Here is a 26,103-nt window from a genome sequence, read left to right on the forward strand (position 1 = left end):
ATCACGCGTTCAGCCTCCCGGATTGCCTGCCGATGCCCGTCTTCGCCATTCCCTTCCCGGTGATCGATCCGGTCGCGCTCCAGCTCGGGCCGGTCGCGATCAAATGGTATGGTCTCGCCTATGTCGCCGGGCTGCTCGGCGGCTGGTGGTATGCCCGCAAGCTGGTAATGGCCGACGGACTGTGGGGCGGCCGCGCCCGGCCTGGCGCCGACCAACTCGACGACATGCTGCTTTTCGTCGCGCTCGGCGTGGTTCTCGGCGGGCGCCTCGGCTTCGTGCTGTTCTATGATCTCGAGCGCTATCTGGCGCGCCCGCAGGACATCGTCGCGGTCTGGCAGGGCGGCATGTCCTTTCATGGCGGGCTGGTCGGAGCCGCGACCGGGCTCGTCCTGTTCGCGCGCCGGCGCGGCGTGCCGGTGCTCAGCGTCTTCGATCTCTCGGCTGCGGTCGTGCCGATCGGCCTGTTCCTCGGCCGCATCGCCAATTTCATCAATGCCGAGCTCTGGGGCCGGCCGGCGCCGGACGTGCCATGGGCGATGGTCTTCCCGCATGCCGGGCCGGTGCCGCGCCATCCAAGCCAGCTCTACGAGGCCTTCGGCGAGGGGCTGGTGCTCTTCCTCCTGCTCGCTCTGGTCGTGCGGGCCGGCGGCTTCAGGCGGCCGGGCCTCGTCGCCGGCGTGTTCGGCATGGGCTATGCGGTGGCGCGCATCGCCGCCGAGTTCTTCCGCGAGCCGGATCCGCAGCTCGGCTTCCTGTTCGGCACCGGCATGGGCAGCGGCGGCGGGCTGACCATGGGCATGCTGCTGTCGATCCCGCTGTTCCTGGCGGGGCTCGCTTTGGTCCTGCGTGCGCGGCGAGGGCAGGCGCAATCGTGACGCCGCTGGGGCAGGAGCTCGCCCGGCTGATCCGCGACGAGGGGCCGCTCAGCGTCTCCCGCTACATGGCACTCGCCCTCGGCCATCCGCGTCATGGCTACTACATGAAGCAGGACCCGTTCGGCGCTGCCGGAGACTTCACCACGGCGCCGGAGATCAGCCAGATATTCGGCGAGCTGATCGGGCTCTGGGCGGCGACCGCCTGGCGCATGATGGGCGAGCCGGCGCCGTTCCGCCTCGTCGAACTCGGCCCCGGCCGTGGCACGCTGATGCAGGACATGCTGCGAGCCGGCAAGGTCGTGTCCGGTTTTCGCGAGGCGCTGACCGTCCACATGGTCGAGACCAGCCCGGTGCTGCGCGAGCGGCAGAGGGCGACGCTGGCCGCGAGCGGCATGGCTCCCGTCTGGCATGAGCGGATCGAGGACGCGCTGGACGGGCCGGCGCTCATCGTCGCCAATGAATTCCTCGACGCCCTGCCACTCGATCAGTTCGTCCTGACGCCGGAAGGCTGGCGCGAGCGGCTGGTCGGCCTCGACGGCGAGGGGCGCTTCGCTTTCGGCTTGTCTGCCGAACCCGAAGGGCGGATGGCGCACGCAGCTCCGCAAGGCGCCGTGCTGGAGCAGCCGCTCGCGGCGCTGGAGACGGTTGCGACCGTTGCGCGCCATGTCGCGGCAGAGGGCGGTGCGGGTCTCTTCATCGATTATGGCGCGGTGCAGACCGGCTTCGGCGATACCCTCCAGGCGATGCGGCAGCACGGCTTCGTCGATCCGTTGGCCGAGCCGGGCGATGCCGATCTGACCGTCCACGTCGATTTCGCGCGCATGGCGCAGGCTGGTCGGGCGGCTGGCGCGGCAGTGCATGGCGCGGTTACGCAGCGCGATTTCCTGCTGGCGCTGGGGCTCGAACAGCGCGTTGCGGCGCTGTCGCGGCGGGCGGTGCCGGAGCAGGCGGCCAGGCTCGCCGCCGGCGCGAGCCGGCTCGTCGCAGCCGACCGTGGGACTGATATGGGGCAGCTCTTCAAGGTGTTGGCACTGGCCGACCCGCGCCTGCCCTTGCTGCCCGGATTTGACCTTCATCGCCTGCCAGAGCAGGCCGCCCCCTGAATCGGAGCTGGAAAGCGATGTTCATCACCTCTCCCGATCTTGCCGGTGAAACCGGCATCCGGCATGCCTTCTTCACGCGCGAGGGCGGGGTCTCGACCGGGATCTATGCCTCGCTGAACGGCGGCGTCGGTTCGCGTGACGACCAGGGCCATGTCGCCGAGAATCGGGCGCGCATGGCGGCGCAGCTCGGCGTCGAGCGCGACAAGTTCGTCAGCGTCTACCAGGTGCATTCGCCCGATGTGGCTGTCGTGACCGGGCCCTGGCCGGCCGAGCGTCCGCAGGCCGATGCGATGGTAACGATCGCTCACGGTGTCGCGCTCGGTGTTTCCAGCGCCGATTGCGGGCCGATCCTGTTCGCTGACAGCGAGGCAGGGGTCATCGGTGCCGCGCATTCGGGCTGGAAGGGCGCTTTCAGCGGTGTCGTCGGCGCGACCGTGACGGCGATGGAGAAGCTCGGCGCGCGGCGCGAGCGCATCATCGCCGTGCTCGGCCCGACGATCAGCGCCGCGGCCTATGAAGTCGGGCCGGAATTCATCGAGCGCTTCAAGGCGGAAAATCCGACCTTCTCGCGCTTCTTTCATGCCTCGGAGCGTCCGGCGCATGCAATGTTCGACCTGCCGGCCTTCATTGCCCATCGCGCCCAGGAGGCGGGGATCGGTCGTTTCATCGATCTTGGCCTGTGTACCTATGCCGACGAGGCGCGCTTCTACAGCTACCGCCGCACCACCCATCGCCAGGAGGGGGATTACGGCCGGCTGATTTCGGCGATCACGCTGACCTGATCACTGCCGGCCTGCCCTTGCGTCATCTCTGGTTGCTTGCGGGACGGGACGGAGTCATCCTTCCGCGGTCATCCACCATCAACATGGCTGCGGGGGACATATGGAACAGATTCTGATGAATCTGGTCGCCGGCGCGATCGGCGGCAATGCGGCCGGCAAGGCCTCGCCGAGTTTCGATCTGGGCACCATCGGCAACACCATCGCCGGACTTGTGGGCGGCGGCGTGCTCGGCCAACTGGTCCCGATCGTGCTGCCGGCGATCACCGCGGCGGCGGCGGGCGGGAATCTCAGCATCGGCGGCATTCTCGCCAACCTGATCAGCGGCGGTGCCGGCGGCGCGATCCTGACGGCGATCATCGGGGCGGTGAAGAACAAGACCGCCTGAGGCGTATTCCGTCTGAATTCGCTGCGTCCTCACCGAGGGCGCTGGGCTTCGATCTGTACACGCGATTCGCGCATGAGCCGTCGCGCCGGAGCCCCTTGTCGCGGCGCGTTGCGGGAGGGCAATCTCGCACGCCTTGCGTGGAGACCGGCGATGCAGCGACAGATCGACTATTATTTTTCCCTCCTTTCGCCCTGGACCTATCTCGGGCACGAGCTCTTCCTGTCGATCGCCGCGCGTCATGGCTGTGCCGTCAACTATCTTCCGGTGCCGTTGCGCTCGGTCTTCGACGAGACCGGCGGCCTGCCGCTGCCCAAGCGCCATCCGGTGCGCCAGCGGTATCGCATCCTCGAATTGCAGCGCTGGCGCGAGCGGCGCGGCAAGGCGCTGAACCTGTTCCCGCGCCATTTCCCGCTCGACATCGCACTGGCCGACCGGGCGCTGATCGCCGCGACGCTCGCCGGCAAGGACCCCGGCGGCTTCATGGAGCGCGTGCTGGCCGGCGTCTGGGCGCAGGAGCTCGACCTGTCGCAGCGCGATTTGGTGATCGGGATGGCCGATGCGTCCGGGCTCGACGGCGAGGCGCTGGTCGGCGAAGCCGAGTCGGAGGCGGTGGCGGCGCGCTATGCGGCCTCGAGCGAGGCGGCGGTGAAGGCCGGTGTCTTCGGCGCGCCGAGCTATGTCCTCGGCGGCGAGGTGTTTTGGGGCCAGGACAGGCTCGAATTGCTCGACGACGCGCTGGCGAGCGGCCGGGCGCCCTACAGCACCGAGGCGAAAGTCTGAGCGACCGGCGCCGTCAGTCGACGATATCGGGCGTGCGCCAGGCGAGATGCTGGCCGGCGTCGACCGCGATCATCTGGCCGGTGATCGCTTCGGCGCGGGCAAGATAAAGTACGGCATCGGCGATCTCCCGGGGCTCGACCTTGCGGTTCAGCAGCGTCCCGGCCGCCTCGGCGGCAAGGGCGCTTTCGCCGCCATGCGCATTGGCGAAGGTCGGGCCGGGGCCGACGGCGTTGACGCGGATGCGCGGGGCGAGCGCCTGCGCCATGGTCGTCGTCGCCGCAAGCAAGGCCGATTTGGTCAGCGTGTAGGAATAGTATTGCGGCGTCAGCTTCCGGACGCGCTGATCGATGATGTTGACGATCGCACCTTGCCGGTCCGCCGGAAGCCGGTTGGCCATCGCCCCGGCGAGGACCGAAGGGGCCCGCAGGTTGATCGAGAATTGCCGGTTCCAGCGCAGCACCTCGAGCGAGCGGACATCGTCGATCAGGAAGCTCGAGGCGTTGTTGACCAGCAGCGTGACGGGGCCGAAGGCTGCTTCCGCGGCCGGCAGAACGCCGTCGACCGCTGCGGCATCGACCAGATCGGCGGTGACGACGGCGGCCTGGCCACCTTTCGCACGAATCTGCGCGGCGAGTTCCTCGGCCTCGCTGCGCGACTGGTTGCAATGGATCACCACCGCATAGCCTGATTCCGCCAGACGTTCGACGATGGCGCGGCCGATGCGACGGGCTCCTCCGGTGACGAGTGCGACCTCAGCGGCCATTCGGGCCTCCTTCGTGGCGTTCGCCGCGACGCTGGAGCCGGCGCTCCCAGTGCTTGGCGACGCGCAGATAGCGGTAGAACGCGTAATTCATGGCCGTCATGAAGCCGTAGACGCCGCGCAGAGCGTGGCGGCGGCCGACATAGGCCTTGAAGAAGTTGCCGGGGAATTCCAGCGCCAGCCGCAAGGCCGAGAGCGTTTCGCCGCGCTGGTCGAGATCCTCGGCCTGGGCATCGCTATAGGAATTCAGCTTGGCGATCTGCTCGCCGAGCGAACGCACGGAATAGTGATGGATCGTGCCCTTCAGGCTGCCGACCCGCGTTCCGGGCTGCAACTCGACCCGGTCGTGAACCGGCGAGGGCGAATAGCGTCCCTTGTCGCTGCGGTAGAGGCGGACCGGAGTCAGGGCATAGGCGAAACGGTGCGGTGCGCCCTCGCCGGGGAAGACCTCGGCAATGCGCAGCCTGTAGGCGTCTGCGGAGGGCTCACCGGCGGCGAACAGAGCGGCGATCTCGTTCACGAGTTCGGGAGGTGCCACCTCGTCGGCATCGAGATTGAGCAGCCAGGAATGGCGGCATTGTTCCTCGGCGAAGCGCTTCTGCTGGCCATAGCCTGGCCAGGGGTTCTCTATGACGCGAGCGCCCAGCTCGGCTGCAACGGCCTGCGTGCCGTCGGTGGAGCCGGAATCGACCACCACGATGTCGTCGCTGAGCGAGCGCACCGCCGCAATGGTGCGGCCGATCCGGTCGGCTTCGTCGCGGGCGATGATGAAGATCGAGATAGGCGGCACGCAAACGTCTCTGTGGGAGGGCATTCCGGCTTAAGCATGGGCTGCCGCCCCCTGCAAGCAAGCCCGGCCCCGGCGCCTATCCGTGCCCGCGGGAACCCAATTCGGATTGCGGCGTTTGTGTGGTGACCCCGGCCGTTCGATGTCTTGGCGCCTGCCGTTGCGTTAGTATTTGATTCACCATTCACTCTGTCTTAACAATCACTAACTGGCGTTGATCAATATGCCTTCTTGCTTCCGCATTCTGCCGCAATTTCGCCGCGGTCTGGCAAGCAGATGTGTTCTTGCCGCAACAGACACGGCTGGCTATCGACCTTATAAAGGGGTCATCGATATCACTGCCGGACCGGTGCCGGCCTCAGCGACGACTATCAAGGAGTACACCATGAAGAAGTTCCTGCTTTCGGGCGTTGCGGCCCTCGGTCTCGTCGCCGCTGGCGCTGCCTCCGCTGCCGACCTGCCGAGCCGCAAGGGCCCGGTCGTTGCCCCGGTTTACGTTCCCGTGTTCACCTGGACCGGCTTCTACGTCGGCGCCAACGCCGGCTACGGCTGGGGCAATGTGAACCTCAACGGCTGGGCCAACAACATCGGCAATCTCGACGGCTTCGTCGGTGGTGGCCAGATCGGCTACAACTACCAGATGGGCCAGTTCGTGATCGGCGCCGAAGCCGACATCCAGGGCGCCGACCTCGGCACCGGCCGCAACGTCTTCGGTGACAGCGTCAAGACCGAGTACTTCGGCACCGTCCGCGCTCGCGTCGGCGTCGCCTTCGACCGGTTCATGCCCTACATCACCGGTGGTTGGGCCTATGGCAACGTGAAGACCTCGATCCCGACCCTGGCCTTCTCGTCGGATCGTTCGCACACCGGCGGCTGGACTGTCGGCGGCGGCGTCGAGTACGCCTTCACCAACAACCTGATCGGCGGCGTCGAGTACCTCTACGTCGACCTCGGCGAGAAGAACATCGCCGGCGCTGGCACCAAGGTCGGCACCGACTTCTCGGTCGTGCGCGCCCGCCTCAGCTACAAGTTCTGATCTCTCCTTACGGAGACGGAACGGACCCGGTGGCTTCGGCCACCGGGTTTTTCTTTGTCTGGAGCACGGCGTAGCCGCGGACGTGGTCCTGCCCGAACATGCAAAAGGCCGCCTTGGAGGCGGCCTTGATCTTGTGACGCTGAAATATGAACGCGCCGGCGACTTGCGCGGCGCGCGCTGCCGGAGCCGTCGGGCCCTCAGCTCTTGACGCGCGTCGCCTCGAAGGCCGGCATCTTTGCGGAGAAAGCGTCGAGCCAGGCGACGAGCCGAGGATGCGCGGCGCGCCATTTGCCCTCATGACGAAGATCGAGATAGCCGAGCGCGCAGGCGAGCGCGATCTCGCCGATCCGCGGTCGGTCGGCGAAGGCCGGCGGCTCGGCTTCGAGCGCCGCCAGTGCCCGGTCGATCTTGCCCTGCTGGTTCTCGACCCAGCCGGCATGGCGGATTTCGGCGGGCCGGAAGCGAACCTCGTAGACTTGCAGGAGTGCCGCATCGCAGATCCCGTCAGCGAGCGCCTGCAGCCGCAATTGTGCGAAGCGTTCTGCGCCTGCCGGGATGATCCTGCCGCCGCCGGCGATATGGTCGAGATATTCGACGATAACGCGCGAATCGAACAGCGTGGTGCCGTCCTCGAGGACCAGCGTCGGGATCTTGCCGAGCGGGTTCTGGGTGCGCAGCGAATCCGCGGGATTGGTCGTATCGGTGGCGGCGACTTCGACCCGGTCACTCAGGCCGAGTTCGGCGAGGGCGAGCTTGACCTTGCGGCCAAAGGGGGAGGCGGGCGAGGAGCGCAGGATCAGCATGGCAGGGCTTTCGGGCTCGAAGCGAATCGGAAGCGGGATCAGCCGTCAGGGCGGATCGCCTCGCATCGATAGCGCGGACGCGGCCCCTGTGCGAGGCGCTCGCACAAGGCCGGCAGCAGGATCTCGGCTTCCTGCATCAGCAACCAGGGTGGGTTGACGACGAGCAGCCCGGTGGCGCTCAGCCCGCCGGCCGCTTCGGGGCGATCGACATCGATCTCGAGCCTGAGCAGGCGGCCGATGCCCGCTTCGTCGATGGCCTCGATCAGGTGGTCGACGGCGCGCCGGTCCTTGATCGGATACCAGAGCGCATAGATGCCGGTCGGCCATTTTCGCCAGGCGGCGATGAGGGCGCGGGCCAGCGTCTCGAACTCGTCCTTCTCCTCGAAGGGCGGGTCGATCAGGACGAGACCACGCCGTTCCTTCGGCGGGACATTGGCGCCGAGCGCGGTCCAGCCGTCGATGGCGAGTGCCTTGCAGCGCGCGTCGCGGCCGATCGCCTGGACGAGCTTGCTATAGGTACCTTCATGCAGTTCGGCGGCGATCAGCCGGTCGTCGTCGCGCATCGCCTGGCGGCAGAACCACGGTGAGCCGGGATAGGAGGTTGCGCCGTAGAGGGCGCGCGCGGCCGCAACCGCCTTGCGCCAGGGGGCGAGCAGCGTCTCGACCGCCGGTGCGAGCGGCGCCTGATCGAGTCGTGCCACGCCGTCGCGCCATTCATGCGTGCGCAGGGCTTCGTCAGAGCCGAGATCGTAGCGTCCGGCCCCGGCATGCGTGTCGATGACGCGATAGGGTTTATCCTTGGCGTTGAGATGCGTGAGGATGCGCATCAGCACGACGTGCTTGAGGATGTCGGCGAAGTTCGCGGCGTGGAAACCGTGTCGGTAATTCATGGGGCGCTCTTAGATCGCCGCGCGTCCGTTCGGACGCGGTCACGGCGATCTATCTCATTGTTATCGCATCGGAGTTTTCCGAAAAGTGGAATCCACTTCTCGGTCCGATGCTATAGCCTGCTTTGCGCCCGGCCGATATCGGCCGCCGCCGCATGCGCTCAGGGGCTGGCCGTGATTCTGATATCGGGTGCGCGACAGCCGGAGCGGTCGACCTCCTGGCAGCTGCGGAAGCCACGCAGATCGCGGGTGAAGCAGATTCGCACCTCTTGCAGCAGGCCGCGGCGGCAGGCGACCGACATCATGTCGGTACGCAGGCCGGGATTGGCGGCGACGAAGGCGCGTTCGAGCTCGATCGGCGTCCAGGTCTGGTCGCGGTCGCTGCCGCGCAGCGCTGGCGGAATCACGACCTTCTCACGGGCACGGCGGACATCGGCGAAATAGCCGGCGGGACTGGAGCCGGTGCAGGTGCCATGCTTGCGCCATTGATGGCGGGCCAGGCCTTCCGTCGGGAACAAGCCCTCGGCCTCCGACAACGCCATGCGCGACGGGTTGCGCCCGGCCGGGCCGCAATCGGTCGGATAGCCGCGTTCATTCTGCGGCCAGAGCCCGTGTACGACGAAGCCGGGATTGGCCCCGGGCGCGCATTGCTCGCGCGAGCGCCCGCGGCCGCCATCTTCGAGCTCGCAGAAGCCCGGAGACCAGGAGAGGGCGAGCACATAGAAGTCGAAATCACCGGGTGCGCCGCCGCGGCCATACTGCGCCTGCGCCGGAGCACCGAACGCCGCAAGACCGAGCAGCGCCAGCGCTGACAGCCAGGCGCGCGGGAGCTTCATGGTTGGATGTTACCGCTCGGGGCCGGGGCGCGCCATCTGACAGCCGGGGGCGTAGGAGCGATGGCGGTCGAGGCCGTCGACGCACCAGTTGACGTTCCAGGTCCAGCCGAACAGGCCGAGATTCTCGCGCACCGAATAGTCGACGCGGCGCAGCACGCCGTCATTGGTCATGACGCGGGCGGTGCAGAAGCGGCGCGGGATGAAGTCCGCGCCCCAGGGGCGCCAGGCGATCGGCCTGACCCGATCGAAATTGACGATCTGCAGCGGGCCCCAGAACTTGGCCTCGCGCGAGTTGAACCAGCTGGTGATCTCGCCGAGCACGGCCGGATCCTCGCAGGCCGGCAGATTGCCATGCATCGGGATGATGCGCGCTTCGGCCCGGTCGGCCGGGTCGACATAGCGGCCGCCCGAGCGATAGGCCGGGTCGCCATAAGGTTCGCCGCCTGCCTGAGCCGGCAGGGCTGCGAGGCAGAGCGTGGCGGCAAGGGCCGAGAAAAGCGAAACGCGGCGCATGGGCGGCCTTCGGAAAATGGGACTGAATCCGTCGCGCTACGATGGAGGCGAGGCCCGTCCCGGTCAAGGCGACGGTTGCGTTTCGGGCGCAAACCGTCGCGGATTGTGGCTTTCCTATCGCGCTTTGCGCCTAGCCGAAGGAGGCCGCCAGCATGGCCTCGTAGTCGGAGGCGGTGGCGGCGCGCGGGTTGGTGGCGCTGGAATGATCCTGGACGGCGGCCTGCGCGATCGCCGGGAGCACCTCGCGCGGCACGCCCATGGCCGAAAGGCTCGCCGGCATGCCGAGGCGCGCGGTCAGGCCAGCGATCCATGCCGCGAGATCGGCATCGGGGGCAAGTTCGAGCGTGCGGCGGATCTCGGCGTACTTCTCCTTGGCCGAAGGCTCGTTGAAGCGCAGCACGGCCGGCAGCAGCACGGCGTTGAGCGTGCCGTGATGCAGCGAGATCTGCTTCAGTCCGCCGAGAGGATGGGAGAGGGCGTGCACGGCGCCGAGCCCCTTCTGGAAGGTGAGGCCGCCCTGCAGGGCCGCCATCAGCATCTCCTTGCGGGCCTCGCGATCCGAGCCGTCGGCGACGGCGCGTTCGATATGGCCGACGGCGCGCTTCAGCCCGTCGAGGGCGATGGCTTCGGCGACCGGATTGTCGCGCGGGCTGAGATAGGTCTCGATGCAATGGGTGATCGCGTCCATGCCGGTCGCGGCGGTGAGCCAGGAAGGCAGGCCGAGCGTCAGGTCGGGGTCGCAGACCGCCAGCTTCGGGATCAGATGGGGCGAGATGAAGCCGAGTTTGCGGCCGTCGTTCAGCGTGATCAGCGCGGCGCGGCCGACCTCGCTGCCGGTGCCGGCGGTGGTCGGGATGGCGATGACGGGCGCGACCTTGGCGGTGATCTTCGGGATGCCGCCGAGGATCGCGGCATAGTTTTCGAGCGGACCGTCATGGCCGGCGAGCAGGGCGACGCCCTTGGCGAGGTCGATCGGCGAGCCGCCGCCGATCGCGACCAGGCCGTCGCAGCCATGTTCGCGGTAGACCGCCAGCGCCGCGAGAACGGCTTCCTCGGTCGGATTGGTCGGCGTTTCCGAAAAGAGCGCGGCATTGCCGAGGACAGGGGAGGCGGCACGCAGGCGATCGATCAGGTCGGTGGCGGCGAGGCCGCGATCGGTGACGATCAGCGGACGGGAGATGCCGAGCTGGGCGAGGCCGTCAGCAACCGTCTTGAGCTCGCCGAAGCCGAACTGCACCGTCGTCAGATAGGAGATCGTCGCCATCACATTTCCTCGCGAGCTTTCGGCGCTGCGGCCGGTCGGCTGTCTTGTCGCGCGTTCGCGCCATCGATGCCAGCCCCGGCGTTCTGACACCGGTGCAGGACGCCCCGGCGAGAACGCGATGTTGGGTGAAGCGAGGCGCCGTCATGCGGTGGGCGCGACAGGTTGCGGCAACGACCGATCGCCATGTCGGTCGCGATGTCGGTCGCGCTCGCGCGAGCAGGCGGTCCCGCCCTTTTCGCTCCCACCCCGCCGTCAGTGCTGCTCGATCGTCACCCGTTCCTTAGCGGCTTCGGCGGCCGCATTGCCGGCGCGCCTTTCGAGAACGAGCAGAGCGAGGCCCGCGGCGACGATCAGGGCGGCGCCCAGCAGCATGGCGGGCGTCGGCCAGTCGCCGAAAACGAACCAGCCGAAGACCAGCGCCCAGACGATCAGCGTGTACTGATAGGGCACGACGACCGAGGCTTCGGCGAGCTTCAGCGAGCGCGTCACGCACAGATGCGCGACCATGGCGATGATGCCGAGCAAGGCGAGCAGGCCGAGATCGGCCAGGGTCGGCGTCACCCAGCCGGTGGGCAGCAGCAGGAGGCCCATCACCAGCGCGCCGAGCGTCTGCCAGAAGACCAGGGTGACGTCGGGCGTGCCGCGCAATTGCCGGCCGGTGATCATCATCGCGGCGAAGGAGAAACTGCCGACCAGCGCGATCAATGCCGGCAGGGACAGGCTCTGCCCGGAGGGGTTGAGTGCGATCGCGACACCGACGAAGCCCGCGGCGACGGCGAGCCAGCGGCCGGCATCGACCCGCTCGCCGAGCAGCAATGCGGCGAGCACCACTGCCCAGACCGGTGCGGCCAGCCAGAGAGTCATCGTGTCGGCGAGCGGCAGATAGGAGACCGCCCAATAGAACAGCGCGACCTCGCAGGATCCGAGCGTGACCCGCAGCAGCTGCAGGCCCGGCCGTTCGGGACGCAGCGTGCGGCCGACGCCCTGCTTCACCACGAAGGGGATGATCACCAGCAGCGCGGCCGCCGAGCGCAGGAGCAGGACCTGGCCGACCGTATAGGTCGCGACCAGCCATTTCCCCATCACGTCGTTGAGCGAGAACAGCAGGATGCCCAGCAGCATCATGGCGATACCGGCGAGCGTGGTGTTGCGGCTGGGCATGGCGATCTTTTGGGCAGAGCAGGAGCCGGTTCCATCGCCCGTAGCCGACGCCGAAGCAAGTCGCCCGACGCAAGGGCAGGCCGCGTCCGGCACAAGGCCGCTGGCATGCTTTATTTTCGTATTGACTTAATTAAGTGAATTAAGAAATACATGGCTATGGATCGGTTCATGGCACTCGCAGACCCCACCCGTCGACGCATCATCGAGATGCTGGGCGAAGGCGCCCTGGCAGCAGGCGAAATCACGGCGCGCTTCGAAGTCAGTGCTCCGGCGATCTCGCAGCATCTCAAGGTTCTGAAGGCGGCCGGGCTGGTGACCGTCGAGATCAGCGGCCAGCGCCGCATCTACCGGCTCGATCCCGGCGGCCTGGAGGCGTTCGAGGCCTGGGTCCGGCAGGTGCGCGGCTTCTGGACCGCCTCGCTCGGCCGGCTCGAGCAGGAATTGGCAAAGCCCGGGACAGATGAGGGAATGGAATGATGAACGAGCATGGCGTTGTTCTGGAAAGCGGGGCGGTGCGCTTCGAGCGGATCCTGCCGGGACCTCTGGAGCGGGTCTGGGCCTACATCACCGAGTCCGGCAAGCGCGGGACCTGGCTCGCTTCGGGCGAGATCGAGCCGCGCGTCGGCGGCAAGGTCGAGCTGCTGTTCAAGCATTCTGAGATCACCGACGAGGCGCCGCCCGAGCGTTATCGCGAGGCGCATGAGAAGGGCTGGCTCGGCCATGGTGCGGTGACGCGCTACGAGCCGCTTCGGGCGATCGCCTTCACCTGGCCGGGCGAGGCGCCGACGAAATCCGAGGTGACGTTCGAGCTCACCCCGGAAGGCGAGCGTGTCCGGCTCGTCGTCACGCATCGCAAGCTCGCCGATAGGACCGAGATGACCAGCGTCTCCGGCGGCTGGCACCTGCATCTCGGCATCCTTGAGGATCGGCTCGCCGGCGCGGCGCCGCGCGGTTTCTGGTCGAGGCTTGGCGGGCTCGAGGCGGAGTACGCTGCGCGCTAACGCCGATCTGCCGCAGAGCCCTGCCTGAAGGTGCCGAGCAGGCACCGTCATCAAGGCTGAGGCGAAACGCCGGAAATCATCACAGGGGCTGCGCTCGATGACGGCTCGCGGACAGGCGGCGCGGCTATGTCGCCTATCCCGACGGCAGGGCTTCGCGTTGCGATGCCGGTGGCTACAGGCTCGCCGCTGCCCGTGCCGCCTGGTCGTATTGCCCCGAAAGAGAGCGCATCGCGGCGGCGATCTCGGAGAGGCGCTGCGGGTCGATGCCGGAGGCGAGGACAGACTTCACCAGGAGTTGTTCGCGTACCTGTGCATAGCGCCGGCAGGCCTCCTCGCCCGCCGGCGTTACTGCGGCGGTCTTCTCCTTGCCCTTGCGCCCGCCCTTGATCAGGCCGAGGCGCTCGAGCTTCTTGAGGGCGTAGTTCACGACATGCGTGTCCTCGATGTTGAGGATCAGGCAGATGTCGGCGAGCCGCTTGGGTTTGCCGCGATGGTTGACATTGTGCAGGACGAGCACGTCCATCGGCGTGAGATCCGCAAGTCCCGAGGCCGTCATGCCGCGCAGCATCCAGCGATGGAAGGCATGCACGGTCATGGAGAGCGCGAATTCAAACTCCGACAGGGCCGGCATGGCGCCGGAGGCGAGATGGCCGGAGGAGACGATGGGGCCGAGCGGGGCAACCGCGGGCTTCTGATCGGACATGGCGGAGTCGGGGTCCTGCATCGCGCCTGCGTTCTCGCTGGTGGGGTTCGCCGGGGCCTTGATCGCTGACCCGGCGGGCCGTTCATCGCCAGCGCGTCGGTGGCGCCGCCCCGCGAAAGGGCGGCGCCGCGCGGTCTCACATCTTCTTGTAGGCGTCGATGATCGCCTGGCCGTCGGCGCCGGCCTTCTTCAGCCAGTCGGCCGTCAGCGTCTCGCCGGCCTTCTTGAAGCCGGCGGCGAGCGCCGGAGAGGGCGCCTGCACCTTCATGCCCTTGGCCTTGAGCTGGTCGAGATACCAGTTGGTCTTCTCTTCCCACATCTTCCAGCCGCGCGCCTCGGCATCGGCCGAGGCCTTGAGCAGGGCATCCTGCGTCGGCTTGTCGAGCGCGGCGAAGGCGGCCTTGTTGACGAAAGTCGCGTCCTTCGGGATCCAGGCCTGGACGTCGTAGAAATGGGTCAGGGTCTCCCAGGCCTTGGAATCATAGCCGGTGCCGCCCGACGACATGAAGGAGTTGACCACGCCGGTGGCCAGCGCCTGCGGCAGCTCGGCCGCCTGGATCGTCACCGACTGCATGCTGAGCAGATCGCCGAGGCGCGCCGTGCCGACATTATAGGCCCGCCATTTCAGGCCTTTCATGTCCTCGATCGTGTTGAGCTCCTTCTTGGCGTAGACGCCCTGCGGCGCCCAGGGGACCATGAAGAGGAGCTTGATGCCCTGGCTGTCGAGCTTCTTCTCGATCGCCGCCTTGGAGGCCTTGTAGAGCTTCATCGAGTCCGCGAAGGAGGTCGCAAGGAAGGGCACGACGTCGATGCCGAAGACCGGGTCCTCGTTCTCGTGGATCGACATCAGCACTTCGCCCATCTGGGCCTGGCCGCTGGCGACAGCGCGCTTGATCTCCGGCGCCTTGAACAGTGCCGCGCCGGGGTGGACGGTGATCTGCAGCTTGCCCGATGTCGCCTTCTCGACGTCCTTGGCGAAGAGGGCGAGATTCTCCGAATGCGGGTTGTCGGCGGGATAGGCGGCCGGCAGATTCCATTTGGTCTGGGCTGAGGCCGGGGCGGCAAGCGCGAAGGCGCTGCAGCCGAGCGCGAAGGCGGCGATGGCGGATCTGCGGTCGAACATGTCGTTTTCCCTCTCTGTTGGCTTTGGTCTTGGTCTTGATCTCAATCCGGGAAGGCGAGCTTCGGCAAATAGAGCACGATCTGCGGGAAGGTCGTGATGATCAGCACAGCGACGTTGAGCAGAATGAAGAACGGGAAGGCGGCCCTCGCAACCGTCCAGGTGTCCTTGCCGCTCATGTTCTGCAGCACGAACAGGTTGAAGCCGACCGGCGGGGTGATCTGCGCCATCTCGACATGGATGACGAGGTAGACGCCGAACCAGACGAGGTCGAAGCCGGCCTCCTTGACCATGGGCAGGACGATGACGGCGGTCAGCACGATCATCGAGATGCCGTCGATCAGGCAACCCAGGATGATGTACATCACGGTCAGCGCCAGCACGAGCATGTGCGGCGAGAGCTCCTGGCCCTTGACCCAGGCGGCGAGCGCCGCCGGGATGCCGGTGAAGCCCATCGCCGCCGTGCAGAAGGCTGCGCCTGCCAGGATCAGCATGATCATGCAGGTGAGCCGCGTCGCGCTCATTATGCTTTCGAGGAAGGTCGGCCAGGTCAGTGTGCCGCTCCACCAGGCCAGGAAGAGCGCGCCGGTGACGCCGAAAGCGGCACATTCGGTCGCCGTCGCGAAGCCGAGCACCAGCGCCAGGAACACGGCGGCGATCAGCAGCAGGCAGGGTGCCAGCTTGGCCGATTGGCGCAGCTTCTCGCGCAGCGACATCGCAGGGTCGCGCGGCGGTGTCTTGTCCGGGTTGAGCCAGGACCAGACGATGACATAGCCCATATAGAGCGCCATCACGAGCAGGCCCGGCAGGAAGCCGCCGAGGAAGACCTGCAGCACCGAGACATTGGCGGTGACGGCATAGACCACCATCGGGATCGATGGCGGGATCAGCAGGCCGAGCGTGCCCGAGCCGGCGAGCGTGCCGAGGCTCAGGCGCTCGTCATAGCCGCGCTTCTTGAGCTCGGGCAGGGCGATCTTGCCGATCGTCGCGACCGTCGCCGCGGAGGAGCCCGAAACCGCCGCGAAGATGCCGCAGCCGACGATATTGGTGTGGATCAGCCGGCCCGGCAGCCATTGCAGCCAGGGAGAGAGGCCCTGGAACATCTGCTCGGAGAGCCGCGTCCGGAACAGGATCTCGCCCATCCAGATGAAGAGCGGCAACGCGGCCAGCGTCCAGGAGGCCGTCGAGCTCCAGACCGTGGTCGCCAGGACCTGGCCGATCGGCACATCGGTGACGAGATTCATCGCCAGCAGGCCGACCAGGCCGAGGCCGACACCGATCCAGACGCCGCTCGCGAGAATGCCGACGAGGAAGAGGAGCAGGACGAGCGAAAGTTCGGGCAGCGCCATCAGACGCCCCCGCCCTGGGCGACGCGCTCGACCAGTTCCTCTACCGATTGTGGCGGCTTGGGCAGATAGGTCGGCCGACCCCCGCGCGCCACGATGACCCATTCGTCGATCAGCGCGATCAGCAGAATGCCGAGCCCGATCACCATGCCGAGCTGCGGGATCCACAAGGGCACCGAGACGACGCCGGTCGACATGTCGTCGAAGCGCCAGGAATCATGGGCCAAGCGTCCGGCCTGATAGGTGAAATAGCAGATGAAAGCTGCGGCGATCGTCAGGGCGCTCAGCTCTGCGGCGCGCCTGCGGCCGCCTTCCAGGCGCTCGATCAGCAGGCCGACGCGGATCATCTCGCCGCGCTTGAAGGTGTGGCCCAGGCCGAGAAAGGCCATCGCCACCAAGGCCCAGGAGGCGAAGTCGTCACCGGAGGGAATGTTGAAGTTGATCTCGCGCCCGATCGACAGGAACATCATCAAAGCGAAGATCGCCACGAGACTGATCCCGGCGAGCCAGCCGGAAACCAGGTAGAGCATGTCGAGTACGCGACGAATCATGCGCGCGCCTCGCCATGCGCCGTTAGGTCGCGTCGTTTTGCGACGCGCCTGCCGGCGGCCAGTGCCGATCCCGTCATTGCCCTCTCCTGGTTGCTTGCACGGTCTGGCCCCTCTGCCTTGTTCCGGTCACAATCGAGATCGTAGCCGGCGGAATGAGCTTGTCAATTTTTCATCGACGATTTATCGATGAAGTGTCGATGTTGTTTTTTGATCTCCGGGAGGGTGCGATGACTGCCAGCCGTTGGGACTTCTGGATCGATCGTGGCGGCACCTTCACCGACGTGATCGGCCGCGATCTCGAAGGCAAGCTTCACGCCAGGAAGCTGCTCTCTGAGAATCCGGGGGCGTATCGCGACGCGGCCGTGCAGGGCATTCGCGACCATCTCGGGTTGAAGACGGGCGAGCCGATTCCGGCCGGGCTGGTCGGCGAAGTGCGCATGGGCACCACGGTCGCGACCAATGCGCTGCTCGAGCGCAAGGGCGATCGGACGCTGCTGGTCACGACCAAAGGTTTCCGCGATGCGCTGCGCATCGGCTATCAGGCCCGCCCGAACATCTTCGCCAAGGAGATCATCAAGCCGGAGCAGCTCTATGAGGCTGTGGTCGAGGTCGAGGAACGGGTCCTTGCCGACGGCACGGTCGAGCGTGCCCCCGACGAGGCCGCGATCCGCACCGCGCTGCAGGCGCGATATGATGACGGTTTCCGCGCCGTCGCCATCGTCTTCATGCACGGCTATCGCTATTCGGCGCATGAGCAGGCTGCAGCGCGCATCGCCCGCGAGATCGGTTTTCCGCAAGTTTCGGTCAGCCATGAGGTTTCGCCGCTGATCAAGCTGGTCGGCCGCGGCGACACGGCGGTGGTCGACGCCTATCTCTCGCCGATCCTCGGCCGCTATGTCGCGCAGGTCTCCGAAGAGCTCGACATCGTCCGCACCGGCGCGCGGCTGATGTTCATGATGTCCTCGGGCGGGCTCACCGCGGCCGAACTCTTCCAGGGTAAGGACGCGATCCTGTCGGGTCCGGCCGGCGGCGTCGTCGGCCTCGCCGAGACCGGCCGCTCGGCCGGGTTCGACAAGGTGATCGGCTTCGACATGGGCGGTACCTCGACCGACGTCGCCCATTTCGACGGCGAATACGAGCGCGCCTTCGAGACCGAGGTCGCCGGCGTCCGCATGCGCGCGCCGATGATGCTGATCCATACGGTTGCTGCAGGTGGAGGGTCCATTCTCCACTATGACGGCGCCCGCTTCCGCGTCGGCCCCGATTCAGCCGGTGCCAATCCCGGCCCCGCCGCCTATCGCCGTGGCGGCCCACTCGCCGTAACCGACGCGAACGTCATGGTCGGCAAGCTGATCCCGTCCTATTTCCCGGCGATCTTCGGCCCGAAGCAGGATGCGCCGCTCGACGTCGAGACGGTGCGCGCCAAGTTTGCGGCGCTGGCGGCAGAGGTCGGCGATGGCCGCTCGCCCGAGGAGGTCGCCGATGGCTTCATCCAGATCGCCGTCGCCAACATGGCGGAGGCAATCAAGAAGATCTCGGTGCAGCGTGGCTATGACATCACCCGCTATGCGCTGAACTCCTTCGGCGGCGCCGGCGGCCAGCATGCCTGCCTCGTCGCCGACGCGCTCGGCATCAAGACCGTGCTGCTGCACCCGTTCTCCGGCCTGCTCTCGGCCTATGGCATGGGCCTGGCCGAGATTCGCGCGACGCGCACCGCGGCGCTCGACGTCGCCCTCGATGCCGAGGCCAAGGCCGCGATCGCGGCGGTCGCGGAGCGCCTCGGTGCCGAGACGAAGGCGGAGGTCGCCGGCCAGGGCGTCGCCGAGGGCGATATCGCCCTGCATGTGCGCGCCCATATCCGCTATGCCGGGACCGATACGGCGATCGCGACGCCTTTCGGCAGCCGGGAGGAGATGCAGGCCGCTTTCCAGAGCGCGCACAAGGCGCGCTTCGGCTTCATCGACGAGACCAAGGCTCTGGTCGTCGAGGCGGTCGAGGTCGAGGCGATCGGCGGCGGCGCCCGGTTCGAGGAGGCACTGGCGAGCGAAGGCGCGGGCGAGCCGGTCGCCGCCGAGCGCACCCGCCTGTTCTCGCAGGGGCGCTGGCATGACGCGGCGATCATTCGCCGCGAGGCGATGAAGCCCGGCCAGAACATTGCCGGCCCTGCCATCGTGATCGAGCCCAACCAGACCGTGGTGGTCGAGGAGGGCTGGAGCGCCAGGCTCACGGCCAAGGATCATCTCGTGCTGACCCGCAGCAAGCCGCTGGTCCAGCAGGCGGCGATCGGCACCAAGGCCGATCCGGTGATGCTCGAGATCTTCAACAACCTGTTCATGTCGATCGCCGAGCAGATGGGCGTGACGCTGCAGAACACCGCCTATTCCGTGAACATCAAGGAGCGGCTCGACTTCTCCTGCGCGGTCTTCGACCAGACCGGCGGCCTCGTCGCCAATGCCCCGCACATGCCGGTGCATCTCGGTTCGATGGACAAGTCGGTCGAGACCGTGATCGCCAACAATCCGGTGATCCGGCCGGGCGACGTCTACTGCCTGAACGCGCCTTATAATGGCGGCACGCACCTGCCCGACATCACGATCTGCACGCCGGTCTTCGATACGCAGGACAAGGAGATCCTGTTCTGGGTCGCCAGCCGCGGCCACCATGCCGATGTCGGCGGAACCGCGCCGGGCTCGATGTCGCCACTGGCGACGAATATCGAGGAGGAAGGCGTCTATATCGACAATTTCAAGATCGTCGATCGCGGCCGCTTCTGCGAGGAGGAGCTGGTCAAGCTCCTGACCGGCGCGCGCTATCCGGTGCGCAACGTCGTCCAGAACGTTAACGACCTAAAGGCCCAGATCGCGGCCAATGAAAAGGGCGTGGCGGAGCTGAAGAAGATGATCGGCTCCTTCGGCCTCGACGTCGTCCAGGCCTATATGGGCCATGTCCAGGACAACGCCGCCGAGAGCGTCGCCAGGCTGCTTGCCCGTCTGCATGACTGCGAGTTCACCTATCCGATGGACCAGGGCTGCGCGATCAAGGTGAAGATCACCGTCGATCGCGAGAGGCGCGAGGCGACCGTCGACTTCACCGGCACTTCGCCGCAGCGCGAGGACAATTTCAACGCGCCGGCGCCCGTCACCCGCGCCGCCGTGCTCTATGTTTTCCGCGTCATGGTCGACGATGCGATCCCGATGAATGCCGGCTGCCTGCGGCCGATCAAGGTGATCGTGCCGGAAGGCTCGATGTTGGCGCCGCGCTATCCGGCCGCCGTCGTCGCGGGCAATGTCGAGGTCAGCCAGGCGGTGACCAACACGCTGTTCGGCGCGCTGGAGGCGATGGCCTGCTCGCAGGGCACGATGAACAACCTGACCTTCGGCAATAACGAGTACCAGTATTACGAGACGATCTGCTCGGGCTCGCCGGCGGGGCCGGGCTTCAACGGCACCTCGGGCGTGCATGTCCACATGACCAATTCGCGCCTGACCGACCCGGAGATCCTGGAGACGCGCTTCCCGGTCGTACTCGAGGACTTCCACATCCGCGCCGGCTCCGGCGGCAAGGGCGAGTGGAATGCCGGCGACGGCACCAGTCGCACCATCCGGTTCCGCAAGAGCATGGACTGCGCCATCCTCGCCTCGCATCGCAAGGTCAGGCCCTTCGGCATGAAGGGCGGCGAGCCGGGCGAACTCGGGCGGACGCTGGTGCGCCGGCTCTCGGGCGAGGTCGAGGAGCTCAAGCCCTCCGACCAGACCTTCCTGGAGGCCGGCGAGGCGGTGACCGTGCTGACGCCGACGGCCGGGGGCTATGGAAAGCGCAAGGGCTGAGGCATAGCTCCTCGCTTGTCGTCGTCGGGAGCACGGCGAAGCAATCCGGAATTGCGCATTGTCGCCTTGGATTGCTCCGCCGGCTGAAGTCTCCTTGTAACGACGCTTGCGCGAAGGAGACCGAGCATGTCGCAGACCTGGATGATCACCGGCGCCAATCGCGGCATCGGCCTTGCTCTGACGATGGAATTGCTGCGGCGGGGCGATCATGTGATCGCCGCGGCGCGCGATCCCTGGGGCGGGGCGCTGGCCGAGCTGGCGGGCGTGCATGTCGGGCAACTGACGCCGCTCGAACTCGACGTGACCTCCGACGAAAGCGTCGCCGCTGCCAAGCGGGCGCTCGCCGGGCGGCCGCTCGACGTGCTCGTCAACAATGCAGGCATTTACGGGCCGCGGGACCGACAATCGGCCTTCGATATGGATTTCGACGCCTGGCGCGAGGTCTTCGAGGTCAATGTCTACGCGCCCTTGCGGGTGGCGCAGGCCTTCCTGCCCAATCTAGAGGCGGGCAGCGGGCGGAAGATCGCGACGATCTCGAGCCGGATGGGCTCGCTCGGCGGCAATCCGTCCGGCGCCATCGCCTACCGATCCTCCAAGGCCGCGGTGAACATGGTGATGGTCGCCCTCGGCAATGCGGTGCGCGCCAGCGAGATCGCCGTGCTGCTGTTCCATCCCGGCTGGGTGCAGACCGATATGGGTGGCGGCGGGGCCGATATCCCGGCGACGGAGAGCGCCGCCGGCTTGATCGAAACCGTCGACGCTTCCGGCATGGCGCAGACCAACAGCTTCCGGACCTGGAAGGGCGAAACGATCCCCTGGTAAATGCCGCTGCTGTCCACAAGCCGGCCGCGATGGACCTGAGCCAGACGCTCGCCTAATCCTCGCTTGTTCGAAGCTTGTGAGGAACCGTCCATGATCCGCATCACGCTTGCCGGCTGCACCGGCTGGGTCGGCAAGGCGCTCGTCGCCGCGATCATGGCCGCGCCCGATCTCGAACTGGTCGCGGGCGTTTCGCGCCAGGCCGCCGGGCGCGATCTCGGCGAGGCGGCGGAATTGCCGGCTAGCGGGCTGCCGGTCTTCGCAACGGTTGCCGAGGCGCTTGGCGTGCCGAGCGATGTGCTGATCGACTACACCAAGCCGGACAGCGTGAAGAGCAACGTGCTTTCGGCGATCGCTGCCGGGCGCCATGTCGTGGTCGGCACCTCCGGCATGTCGGGCGCGGACTATGCCGGGATCGAGCAGGCCGCGCTCGCAGCGGGCGTCGGGGTGCTCGCCGCCGGCAATTTCTCGATCACCGCGACGCTGCTGCGGCGTTTCGCCCGCGAGGCGGTGAAATATGTGCCGGATGTCGAGATCATCGACTATGCCTCGCCCGGAAAGCCGGACACGCCCTCGGGCACGGGTTTCGAACTGGCCGAAACGCTCGCTGCCGAGCGCATGGCCGCGACCTCGCTGCCCGTCTCCGCGCTCGGCGGGGTCCGCGAGACGCGTGGCGGCGCGATCGGTGTGCCGCATCCGGTGCAGGTGCATTCGCTGCGCATGCCCGGCTTCGTACTCTCCTGCGAGGCGGTGTTCGGCCTTGAGGATGAGCGCTTGGTCATTCGCCACGATGCCGGCACCTCCGCTGCTCCCTATGTGGGGGGAACCTTGCTGGCGGCGCGGCGCGTCGGTGAGCAGCCCGGTCTGCGCCGTGGCCTCGACAGCCTGATGGCTTGAGTCTCTGCCGATGTCCTGTCGAAAAGTTCTTATTATTTCAAATGCTTAGCTGGCTTCATTAAGGATCTGTTCGCTCGCGGTTGCGAGAATGGCCGCGCGCGAAACGGTAGTGAGGCGAGATGCGGCGCTTTGGTTTGACGGCAAAGATCACCCTGCTCTTCGCGCTGTTCGGGATCGCCGCGGCGCTGGGGCTGGCGGGCGCGCTCGGTGGCCTTGCCTCGGTGCACCAGATCGACCGCGAAGCGTTCAACGGGCTTCAGCTCGCCAATCGCGCCTCGCTACTGTCGAGCCGCGTGGCGCAGGCCTCGCTGCTCAGCCGCTTCGATGACGGCGCCAGTCCACAACAGGTCGAGCAGGCTCTCGATGCTCTCGATGCCGCGATCGAACTGGTCGATGCCGCGCGCGCGAGCCTGGTCTCGGCGTTGCCGCCGGAGCTGTCGCAGGCCCATCCGACGCTCGATGCCAGCATCCGCACCTTCATCGATTTTCAGCGCGACATTGTCGACATCGGCCGCCGCGTCTCGGCCAAGGCGGCGCTGATCGAGGCCTCGGCGGAAGCGGCGAGGGAGAATGTCCGCCAGATCATCAGCGTCACCGCGACGATCCGTGACGATCTCGACCGGCAGGCGGGGCAGGCCGCCTCTAGTGCCGAGATGCTGGCGCATCAGGTGCGGCTGCGGGTGATCCTGATCGCCGTCGGCCTGCCGCTCGCCGGTGGAGCGCTCGCCATCACCCTGCTGCGCGCCCATCTGACCCGGCCATTGCGCGAGCTGATGGCGGCGATCGATGCGACCATGGCGAGCGAGCATGTCATCGAGGTCCCGCATCGGCGCCGGCGCGACGAGATCGGCGAGCTCGCCCGCACGGTGCGGACTTTGAGCGAGGTGCGCGCCACGCTGGTGACGCGTGATGCCGAAGCCGGGCTGGCGCAGGCGCATCAGGCGCGCCGCACCGAGGAGCTGCATCGCATCGCCGAGGAATTCGAGACGAAGATCGGCCGCCTGCTCGGCGACATCGCCGCGGCGAGCGAGGGCTTGCGGGCGGCGCTCGGCGATTCCGCCGTCCAGGCCGAACAGATCTCGCAGAGCGGCGGGGCTGCCGCGGGGGCGGTGGTCGACGCCGCCGAGGAAGCGAACCGGATCTCGGATGCGGCTCTGCGGCTCGAGGACGTGGTGGAGCAGATCAATCACGAGGTCCGTCGCGTTTCGCAGACGGCGACCGAAGCGACACGTGACGCCGCCGGAACGGCCAGTCTGGTCGGGCGGCTGACCGATAATGCCGGCCAGATCCGCGATGTCGTCGCGCTGATCGAGGCGATCGCGCGCCAGACGAACCTGCTCGCATTGAACGCCACGATCGAGGCCGCCCGCGCGGGGGCGCATGGCCGCGGCTTCGCCGTGGTCGCGAGCGAGGTCAAGGCGCTCGCGACTCAGACGGCGGATGCCACGGCGAAGGTGGCCACGCGGATCGTTGCGGTCGACGAGGCGCTGTCGCAGGCGGCGACCGCGATCTCCGGCATCGTCACGCGTGTCGGTGCGGTCGAGCAGACCAGCACCGAGATTTCCAGCATGGTCGCCTCGCATAGCGGCCTGCTGCAGAATCTCGGCGAGACCATCGCCCGCATATCGGAAGTGACACGTGGCGGCGTCGAGGCGATGACGGTGATCGTCGAGGCCAATTCCCTCAGCGTGACGCGTGCCGAGCAAGGAGCGAGCGGTGCCAGACGGCTCGACGAGCGCATCACCGCATTGCAGGTCGAGGCGAACCAGTTCGCACGACGCCTGCGCTCTGCGTGATCGGCACTTGCCGTATGAGCGCGACTCGCGGCCATTGGGCGCCATGTCCGCAGAATCGATCTCATCATGAACTGGTCGCCACAGCAGGACGACGCGCTCCGTGCCGTCTCGGACTGGCTGAAGAGTGGCTCGCCGCAGCTTTTCCGCCTGTTCGGCTATGCCGGTACCGGCAAGACCACGCTCGCCCGGCACATCGCCGAGGATGTCGACGGCACGGTCGTCTTCGCCGCCTTCACCGGCAAGGCGGCGCTCGTCCTGCGCAATAAGGGCTGCGAGGGCGCGCAGACCATCCATTCGCTGATCTACCGCTCGCGCGGGGTCGACGAGGAGAGCCCGACCTTCGTGCTCAACCGCGAGAGCGTCGCGGCCAAGGCCAAGCTGATCATCATCGACGAATGCTCGATGGTCGACGAGGAGCTCGGCCGCGACCTGCTCTCCTTCGGCACGAAGGTGCTGGTGCTGGGGGACCCCGCGCAGCTGCCACCGGTCAAGGGCGGCGGCTTCTTCACCGAGGCCGAGCCCGACATCATGCTGACCGAGGTGCACCGTCAGGCGGCCGACAACCCGATCGTGCGGATGTCGATGATCGTGCGCGAGGGCGGGCGGCTCGAGGTCGGAGAATATGGCGAGAGCCGCGTGATCAGGCGCGATCAGATCACGCCCGAGATCGTACTCTCGGCCGGGCAGGTGCTGGTCGGCCTGAACAAGACGCGCCGGGGCTACAATGCCCGGATGCGGCAGCTGATGGGGCACAGCTCGAACGTGCCCGTCGTCGGCGAGAAACTGGTCTGCCTGCGCAACGACAAGAGCAAGGGCCTGCTCAATGGCGGCGCCTGGATCGTGCAGGAGCTGAAGACCTCGAAGAAGGGGCTGGTCACCATGCGGGTGACGCCGGAGGACGATACCGGCGGCAAGCCGGTGAAAGTCTCGGTGCTGCCGAACTTCTTCGACGGCACCGAGGAGGAGGTGCCCTGGGAGCTGCGGCGCCACACCGACGAATTCACCTTCGGCTACGCTCTCACCGTCCACAAGGCGCAGGGCTCGCAATGGGACGATGTCGTGCTGTTCGACGAGGCCTACGCCTTTCGCGAGCACCGGGCGCGCTGGCTCTATACCGGCCTGACGCGCGCCGCCGAGACGATCACCGTGGTGGTGTAACGGCTGGCGCGTTCAGGCGCGGCCGGCATCGCCCTCCTGCCGCCGCAGCGCCTTCAGCCGGCTGATCAGGTGGCGGGCGCCCATCAGGATGTGCTGCTCCAGATGCGCGCTGGCGCGGGCGACGTCGCCCTGCCGGCAGAGGTCGAGCAGGACCTGATGCTCGCGGTTCATCTTCTCGCGCGAACCGGTCAGCCTGATCGGCAGCGGGAAGTGACGATAGGCGTTGAGATAGAGCTTGCGCACCAGCGCCAGGGTCTGGGGGCGATTGGCCGGCTCGTAGAGCGTCGCGTGAAAATCCCAGTTCAGGTTCGACCAGAGCTCATCGCGCCGGTCCTCGACCATCTGGGCCAATAGTGCCTCGGCCTTGTGATAGTGCTGTTCCGCGAGCAGCGGCATGGATTGCTCGAGCAGCCAGGTCTCGAGCCGGGCCCGGATCTCGTAGACCTCCTCGAGATCGTCGATCGACAGGCTGGAGACCACCGCGCCCTTGTGCGACTGCATGGTCACCAGCCCCTCGGCCTCGAGCTGGTGCAACGCCTCGCGGATCGGGACGCGGCTGACGCCGAACTCCGCCGCCAGCTTCTCCTGCCGCAACAAGGTCGCTTCCGGCAGGGCGCCGGACAGGATCTGCTCGCGCAGGAGGTCGACGACCCGGCCGGTCGTCGTGACGCGGTGCAGCGTCATGGTCTTCTCGGGGCTGGTCGCGGTTGTCATCGCCTGATTTCTGGATTCCCGGCCTCGGCGGCTCGCCTCCGTTCCTGCCGGAAAACCAGGCTTCTTTCAATCAGGCGGCCCGTGAACGCTCCATAGCGGATATTCTGGATCCTGTCCGTTTTCACGAAAAAATGCCGTAATAGGTCGTTGTTTCCTCGAAATGGCATGCTTGCGAATGTCTGCTGCATCCGATACAGAA

At 67.1% G+C, this 26,103-nt stretch carries 26 protein-coding genes; 13 read left to right on the forward strand and 13 right to left on the reverse strand.

All coding sequences use genetic code 11. The features are described 5' to 3' along the window. The first annotated feature begins 32 nt into the window (after nucleotides 1–32). From lgt to AC3RCC_RS09305, 5 genes are all read left to right on the forward strand, one after another. Complete coding sequence (gene lgt / locus AC3RCC_RS09285) at nucleotides 33–875, forward strand: prolipoprotein diacylglyceryl transferase (RefSeq protein WP_291647278.1); 843 nt, start codon at nucleotides 33–35, stop codon at nucleotides 873–875. Beyond that, entirely contained in the window at nucleotides 872–1,978 is a 1,107-nt protein-coding gene (locus tag AC3RCC_RS09290; RefSeq protein WP_492258246.1) for a class I SAM-dependent methyltransferase, read from the forward strand. Before lgt ends, AC3RCC_RS09290 begins: the two co-directional genes overlap by 4 nt. A gap of 17 nt (nucleotides 1,979–1,995) precedes the next feature. Beyond that, the gene (pgeF, locus tag AC3RCC_RS09295) at nucleotides 1,996–2,760 is read left to right on the forward strand and encodes a peptidoglycan editing factor PgeF (RefSeq protein WP_291633377.1); all 765 of its coding nucleotides are present in this window, start codon (nucleotides 1,996–1,998) and stop codon (nucleotides 2,758–2,760) included. A 100-nt stretch (nucleotides 2,761–2,860) separates the two neighbouring features. Then, entirely contained in the window at nucleotides 2,861–3,145 is a 285-nt protein-coding gene (locus tag AC3RCC_RS09300) for a hypothetical protein (RefSeq protein ID WP_291633378.1), read from the forward strand. A gap of 150 nt (nucleotides 3,146–3,295) precedes the next feature. Continuing rightward, nucleotides 3,296–3,925 (forward strand): 2-hydroxychromene-2-carboxylate isomerase, encoded by a 630-nt coding sequence (locus AC3RCC_RS09305; protein WP_291633380.1) that lies wholly within the window; start codon nucleotides 3,296–3,298, stop codon nucleotides 3,923–3,925. Between the two features lie 13 nt (nucleotides 3,926–3,938). On the opposite strand, the gene AC3RCC_RS09310 is transcribed toward AC3RCC_RS09305, so the two are convergent. Beyond that, a complete protein-coding gene (locus AC3RCC_RS09310; RefSeq protein WP_291633382.1) occupies nucleotides 3,939–4,688 on the reverse strand; it encodes an SDR family oxidoreductase in 750 nt (249 codons plus the stop codon). After that, nucleotides 4,678–5,475 carry a glycosyltransferase family 2 protein gene (locus tag AC3RCC_RS09315; RefSeq protein WP_492258247.1) on the reverse strand — a complete coding sequence of 266 codons (798 nt, stop codon included), beginning with the start codon at nucleotides 5,473–5,475 and terminating at the stop codon, nucleotides 4,678–4,680. Before AC3RCC_RS09315 ends, AC3RCC_RS09310 begins: the two co-directional genes overlap by 11 nt. Before the next feature lie 382 nt (nucleotides 5,476–5,857). Here AC3RCC_RS09315 and AC3RCC_RS09320 point away from each other — a divergent pair, with 382 nt between their 5' ends. After that, complete coding sequence (locus AC3RCC_RS09320) at nucleotides 5,858–6,508, forward strand: outer membrane protein (RefSeq protein ID WP_291633386.1); 651 nt, start codon at nucleotides 5,858–5,860, stop codon at nucleotides 6,506–6,508. 197 nt (nucleotides 6,509–6,705) lie between these two features. Here AC3RCC_RS09320 and AC3RCC_RS09325 read toward each other — a convergent pair whose 3' ends face one another. From AC3RCC_RS09325 to AC3RCC_RS09350, 6 genes are all read right to left on the reverse strand, one after another. Next, on the reverse strand, nucleotides 6,706–7,311 hold the full coding sequence (locus tag AC3RCC_RS09325; RefSeq protein ID WP_291633388.1) for a glutathione S-transferase: 606 nt from the start codon (nucleotides 7,309–7,311) through the stop codon (nucleotides 6,706–6,708). A gap of 38 nt (nucleotides 7,312–7,349) precedes the next feature. Beyond that, entirely contained in the window at nucleotides 7,350–8,201 is an 852-nt protein-coding gene (locus tag AC3RCC_RS09330; protein ID WP_492258248.1) for a 23S rRNA (adenine(2030)-N(6))-methyltransferase RlmJ, read from the reverse strand. Between the two features lie 158 nt (nucleotides 8,202–8,359). Continuing rightward, nucleotides 8,360–9,034 carry a ribonuclease T2 family protein gene (locus AC3RCC_RS09335; protein WP_492258249.1) on the reverse strand — a complete coding sequence of 225 codons (675 nt, stop codon included), beginning with the start codon at nucleotides 9,032–9,034 and terminating at the stop codon, nucleotides 8,360–8,362. 9 nt (nucleotides 9,035–9,043) lie between these two features. Continuing rightward, nucleotides 9,044–9,547 (reverse strand): hypothetical protein, encoded by a 504-nt coding sequence (locus tag AC3RCC_RS09340; RefSeq protein ID WP_291638789.1) that lies wholly within the window; start codon nucleotides 9,545–9,547, stop codon nucleotides 9,044–9,046. A gap of 130 nt (nucleotides 9,548–9,677) precedes the next feature. Continuing rightward, nucleotides 9,678–10,811, reverse strand: coding sequence for a 4-hydroxybutyrate dehydrogenase (gene gbd, locus AC3RCC_RS09345; protein ID WP_492258250.1), 1,134 nt, complete (start codon nucleotides 10,809–10,811; stop codon nucleotides 9,678–9,680). A 252-nt stretch (nucleotides 10,812–11,063) separates the two neighbouring features. Next, complete coding sequence (locus AC3RCC_RS09350; RefSeq protein ID WP_291638791.1) at nucleotides 11,064–11,972, reverse strand: DMT family transporter; 909 nt, start codon at nucleotides 11,970–11,972, stop codon at nucleotides 11,064–11,066. A gap of 168 nt (nucleotides 11,973–12,140) precedes the next feature. Between AC3RCC_RS09350 and AC3RCC_RS09355 the strand changes: the two genes are divergently transcribed. Together AC3RCC_RS09355 and AC3RCC_RS09360 are read left to right on the forward strand one after the other, a co-directional pair. Continuing rightward, nucleotides 12,141–12,449, forward strand: a complete 309-nt coding sequence (locus AC3RCC_RS09355; RefSeq protein WP_492258251.1) for an ArsR/SmtB family transcription factor — start codon at nucleotides 12,141–12,143, stop codon at nucleotides 12,447–12,449. Then, nucleotides 12,449–12,973 (forward strand): SRPBCC family protein, encoded by a 525-nt coding sequence (locus AC3RCC_RS09360; RefSeq protein WP_492258252.1) that lies wholly within the window; start codon nucleotides 12,449–12,451, stop codon nucleotides 12,971–12,973. The genes AC3RCC_RS09355 and AC3RCC_RS09360 overlap by 1 nt, the downstream gene beginning before the upstream one ends. A 172-nt stretch (nucleotides 12,974–13,145) precedes the next feature. Here AC3RCC_RS09360 and AC3RCC_RS09365 read toward each other — a convergent pair whose 3' ends face one another. The 4 genes from AC3RCC_RS09365 to AC3RCC_RS09380 form a co-directional block, all read right to left on the reverse strand. Further along, complete coding sequence (locus tag AC3RCC_RS09365; protein WP_291638794.1) at nucleotides 13,146–13,676, reverse strand: winged helix DNA-binding protein; 531 nt, start codon at nucleotides 13,674–13,676, stop codon at nucleotides 13,146–13,148. 136 nt (nucleotides 13,677–13,812) lie between these two features. Then, entirely contained in the window at nucleotides 13,813–14,799 is a 987-nt protein-coding gene (locus AC3RCC_RS09370; RefSeq protein ID WP_291638795.1) for a TRAP transporter substrate-binding protein, read from the reverse strand. Between the two features lie 41 nt (nucleotides 14,800–14,840). After that, on the reverse strand, nucleotides 14,841–16,145 hold the full coding sequence (locus AC3RCC_RS09375) for a TRAP transporter large permease (RefSeq protein ID WP_291638796.1): 1,305 nt from the start codon (nucleotides 16,143–16,145) through the stop codon (nucleotides 14,841–14,843). After that, complete coding sequence (locus AC3RCC_RS09380; protein WP_291638797.1) at nucleotides 16,145–16,693, reverse strand: TRAP transporter small permease; 549 nt, start codon at nucleotides 16,691–16,693, stop codon at nucleotides 16,145–16,147. The genes AC3RCC_RS09375 and AC3RCC_RS09380 overlap by 1 nt, the downstream gene beginning before the upstream one ends. A 227-nt stretch (nucleotides 16,694–16,920) precedes the next feature. Between AC3RCC_RS09380 and AC3RCC_RS09385 the strand changes: the two genes are divergently transcribed. The 5 genes from AC3RCC_RS09385 (at nucleotide 16,921) to AC3RCC_RS09405 (ending at nucleotide 25,190) form a co-directional block, all read left to right on the forward strand. Beyond that, nucleotides 16,921–20,520, forward strand: coding sequence for a hydantoinase B/oxoprolinase family protein (locus tag AC3RCC_RS09385; protein WP_492258253.1), 3,600 nt, complete (start codon nucleotides 16,921–16,923; stop codon nucleotides 20,518–20,520). 126 nt (nucleotides 20,521–20,646) lie between these two features. Continuing rightward, nucleotides 20,647–21,342, forward strand: coding sequence for an SDR family oxidoreductase (locus AC3RCC_RS09390; protein ID WP_492258254.1), 696 nt, complete (start codon nucleotides 20,647–20,649; stop codon nucleotides 21,340–21,342). Nucleotides 21,343–21,432: 90 nt separating this feature from the next. Further along, nucleotides 21,433–22,236 (forward strand): 4-hydroxy-tetrahydrodipicolinate reductase, encoded by an 804-nt coding sequence (gene dapB / locus AC3RCC_RS09395; RefSeq protein ID WP_492258255.1) that lies wholly within the window; start codon nucleotides 21,433–21,435, stop codon nucleotides 22,234–22,236. Between the two features lie 134 nt (nucleotides 22,237–22,370). Next, complete coding sequence (locus AC3RCC_RS09400; RefSeq protein WP_492258256.1) at nucleotides 22,371–24,032, forward strand: methyl-accepting chemotaxis protein; 1,662 nt, start codon at nucleotides 22,371–22,373, stop codon at nucleotides 24,030–24,032. Between the two features lie 66 nt (nucleotides 24,033–24,098). Continuing rightward, on the forward strand, nucleotides 24,099–25,190 hold the full coding sequence (locus AC3RCC_RS09405) for an ATP-dependent DNA helicase (RefSeq protein WP_492258257.1): 1,092 nt from the start codon (nucleotides 24,099–24,101) through the stop codon (nucleotides 25,188–25,190). Between the two features lie 12 nt (nucleotides 25,191–25,202). Here the strand turns inward: AC3RCC_RS09405 and AC3RCC_RS09410 are convergent, their stop codons facing one another. Continuing rightward, nucleotides 25,203–25,904, reverse strand: a complete 702-nt coding sequence (locus AC3RCC_RS09410; protein WP_492258258.1) for a GntR family transcriptional regulator — start codon at nucleotides 25,902–25,904, stop codon at nucleotides 25,203–25,205. Nucleotides 25,905–26,103: the final 199 nt, after the last annotated feature.

It is taken from the genome of Allobosea sp. GW823-FHT01F03, assembly GCF_058798075.1.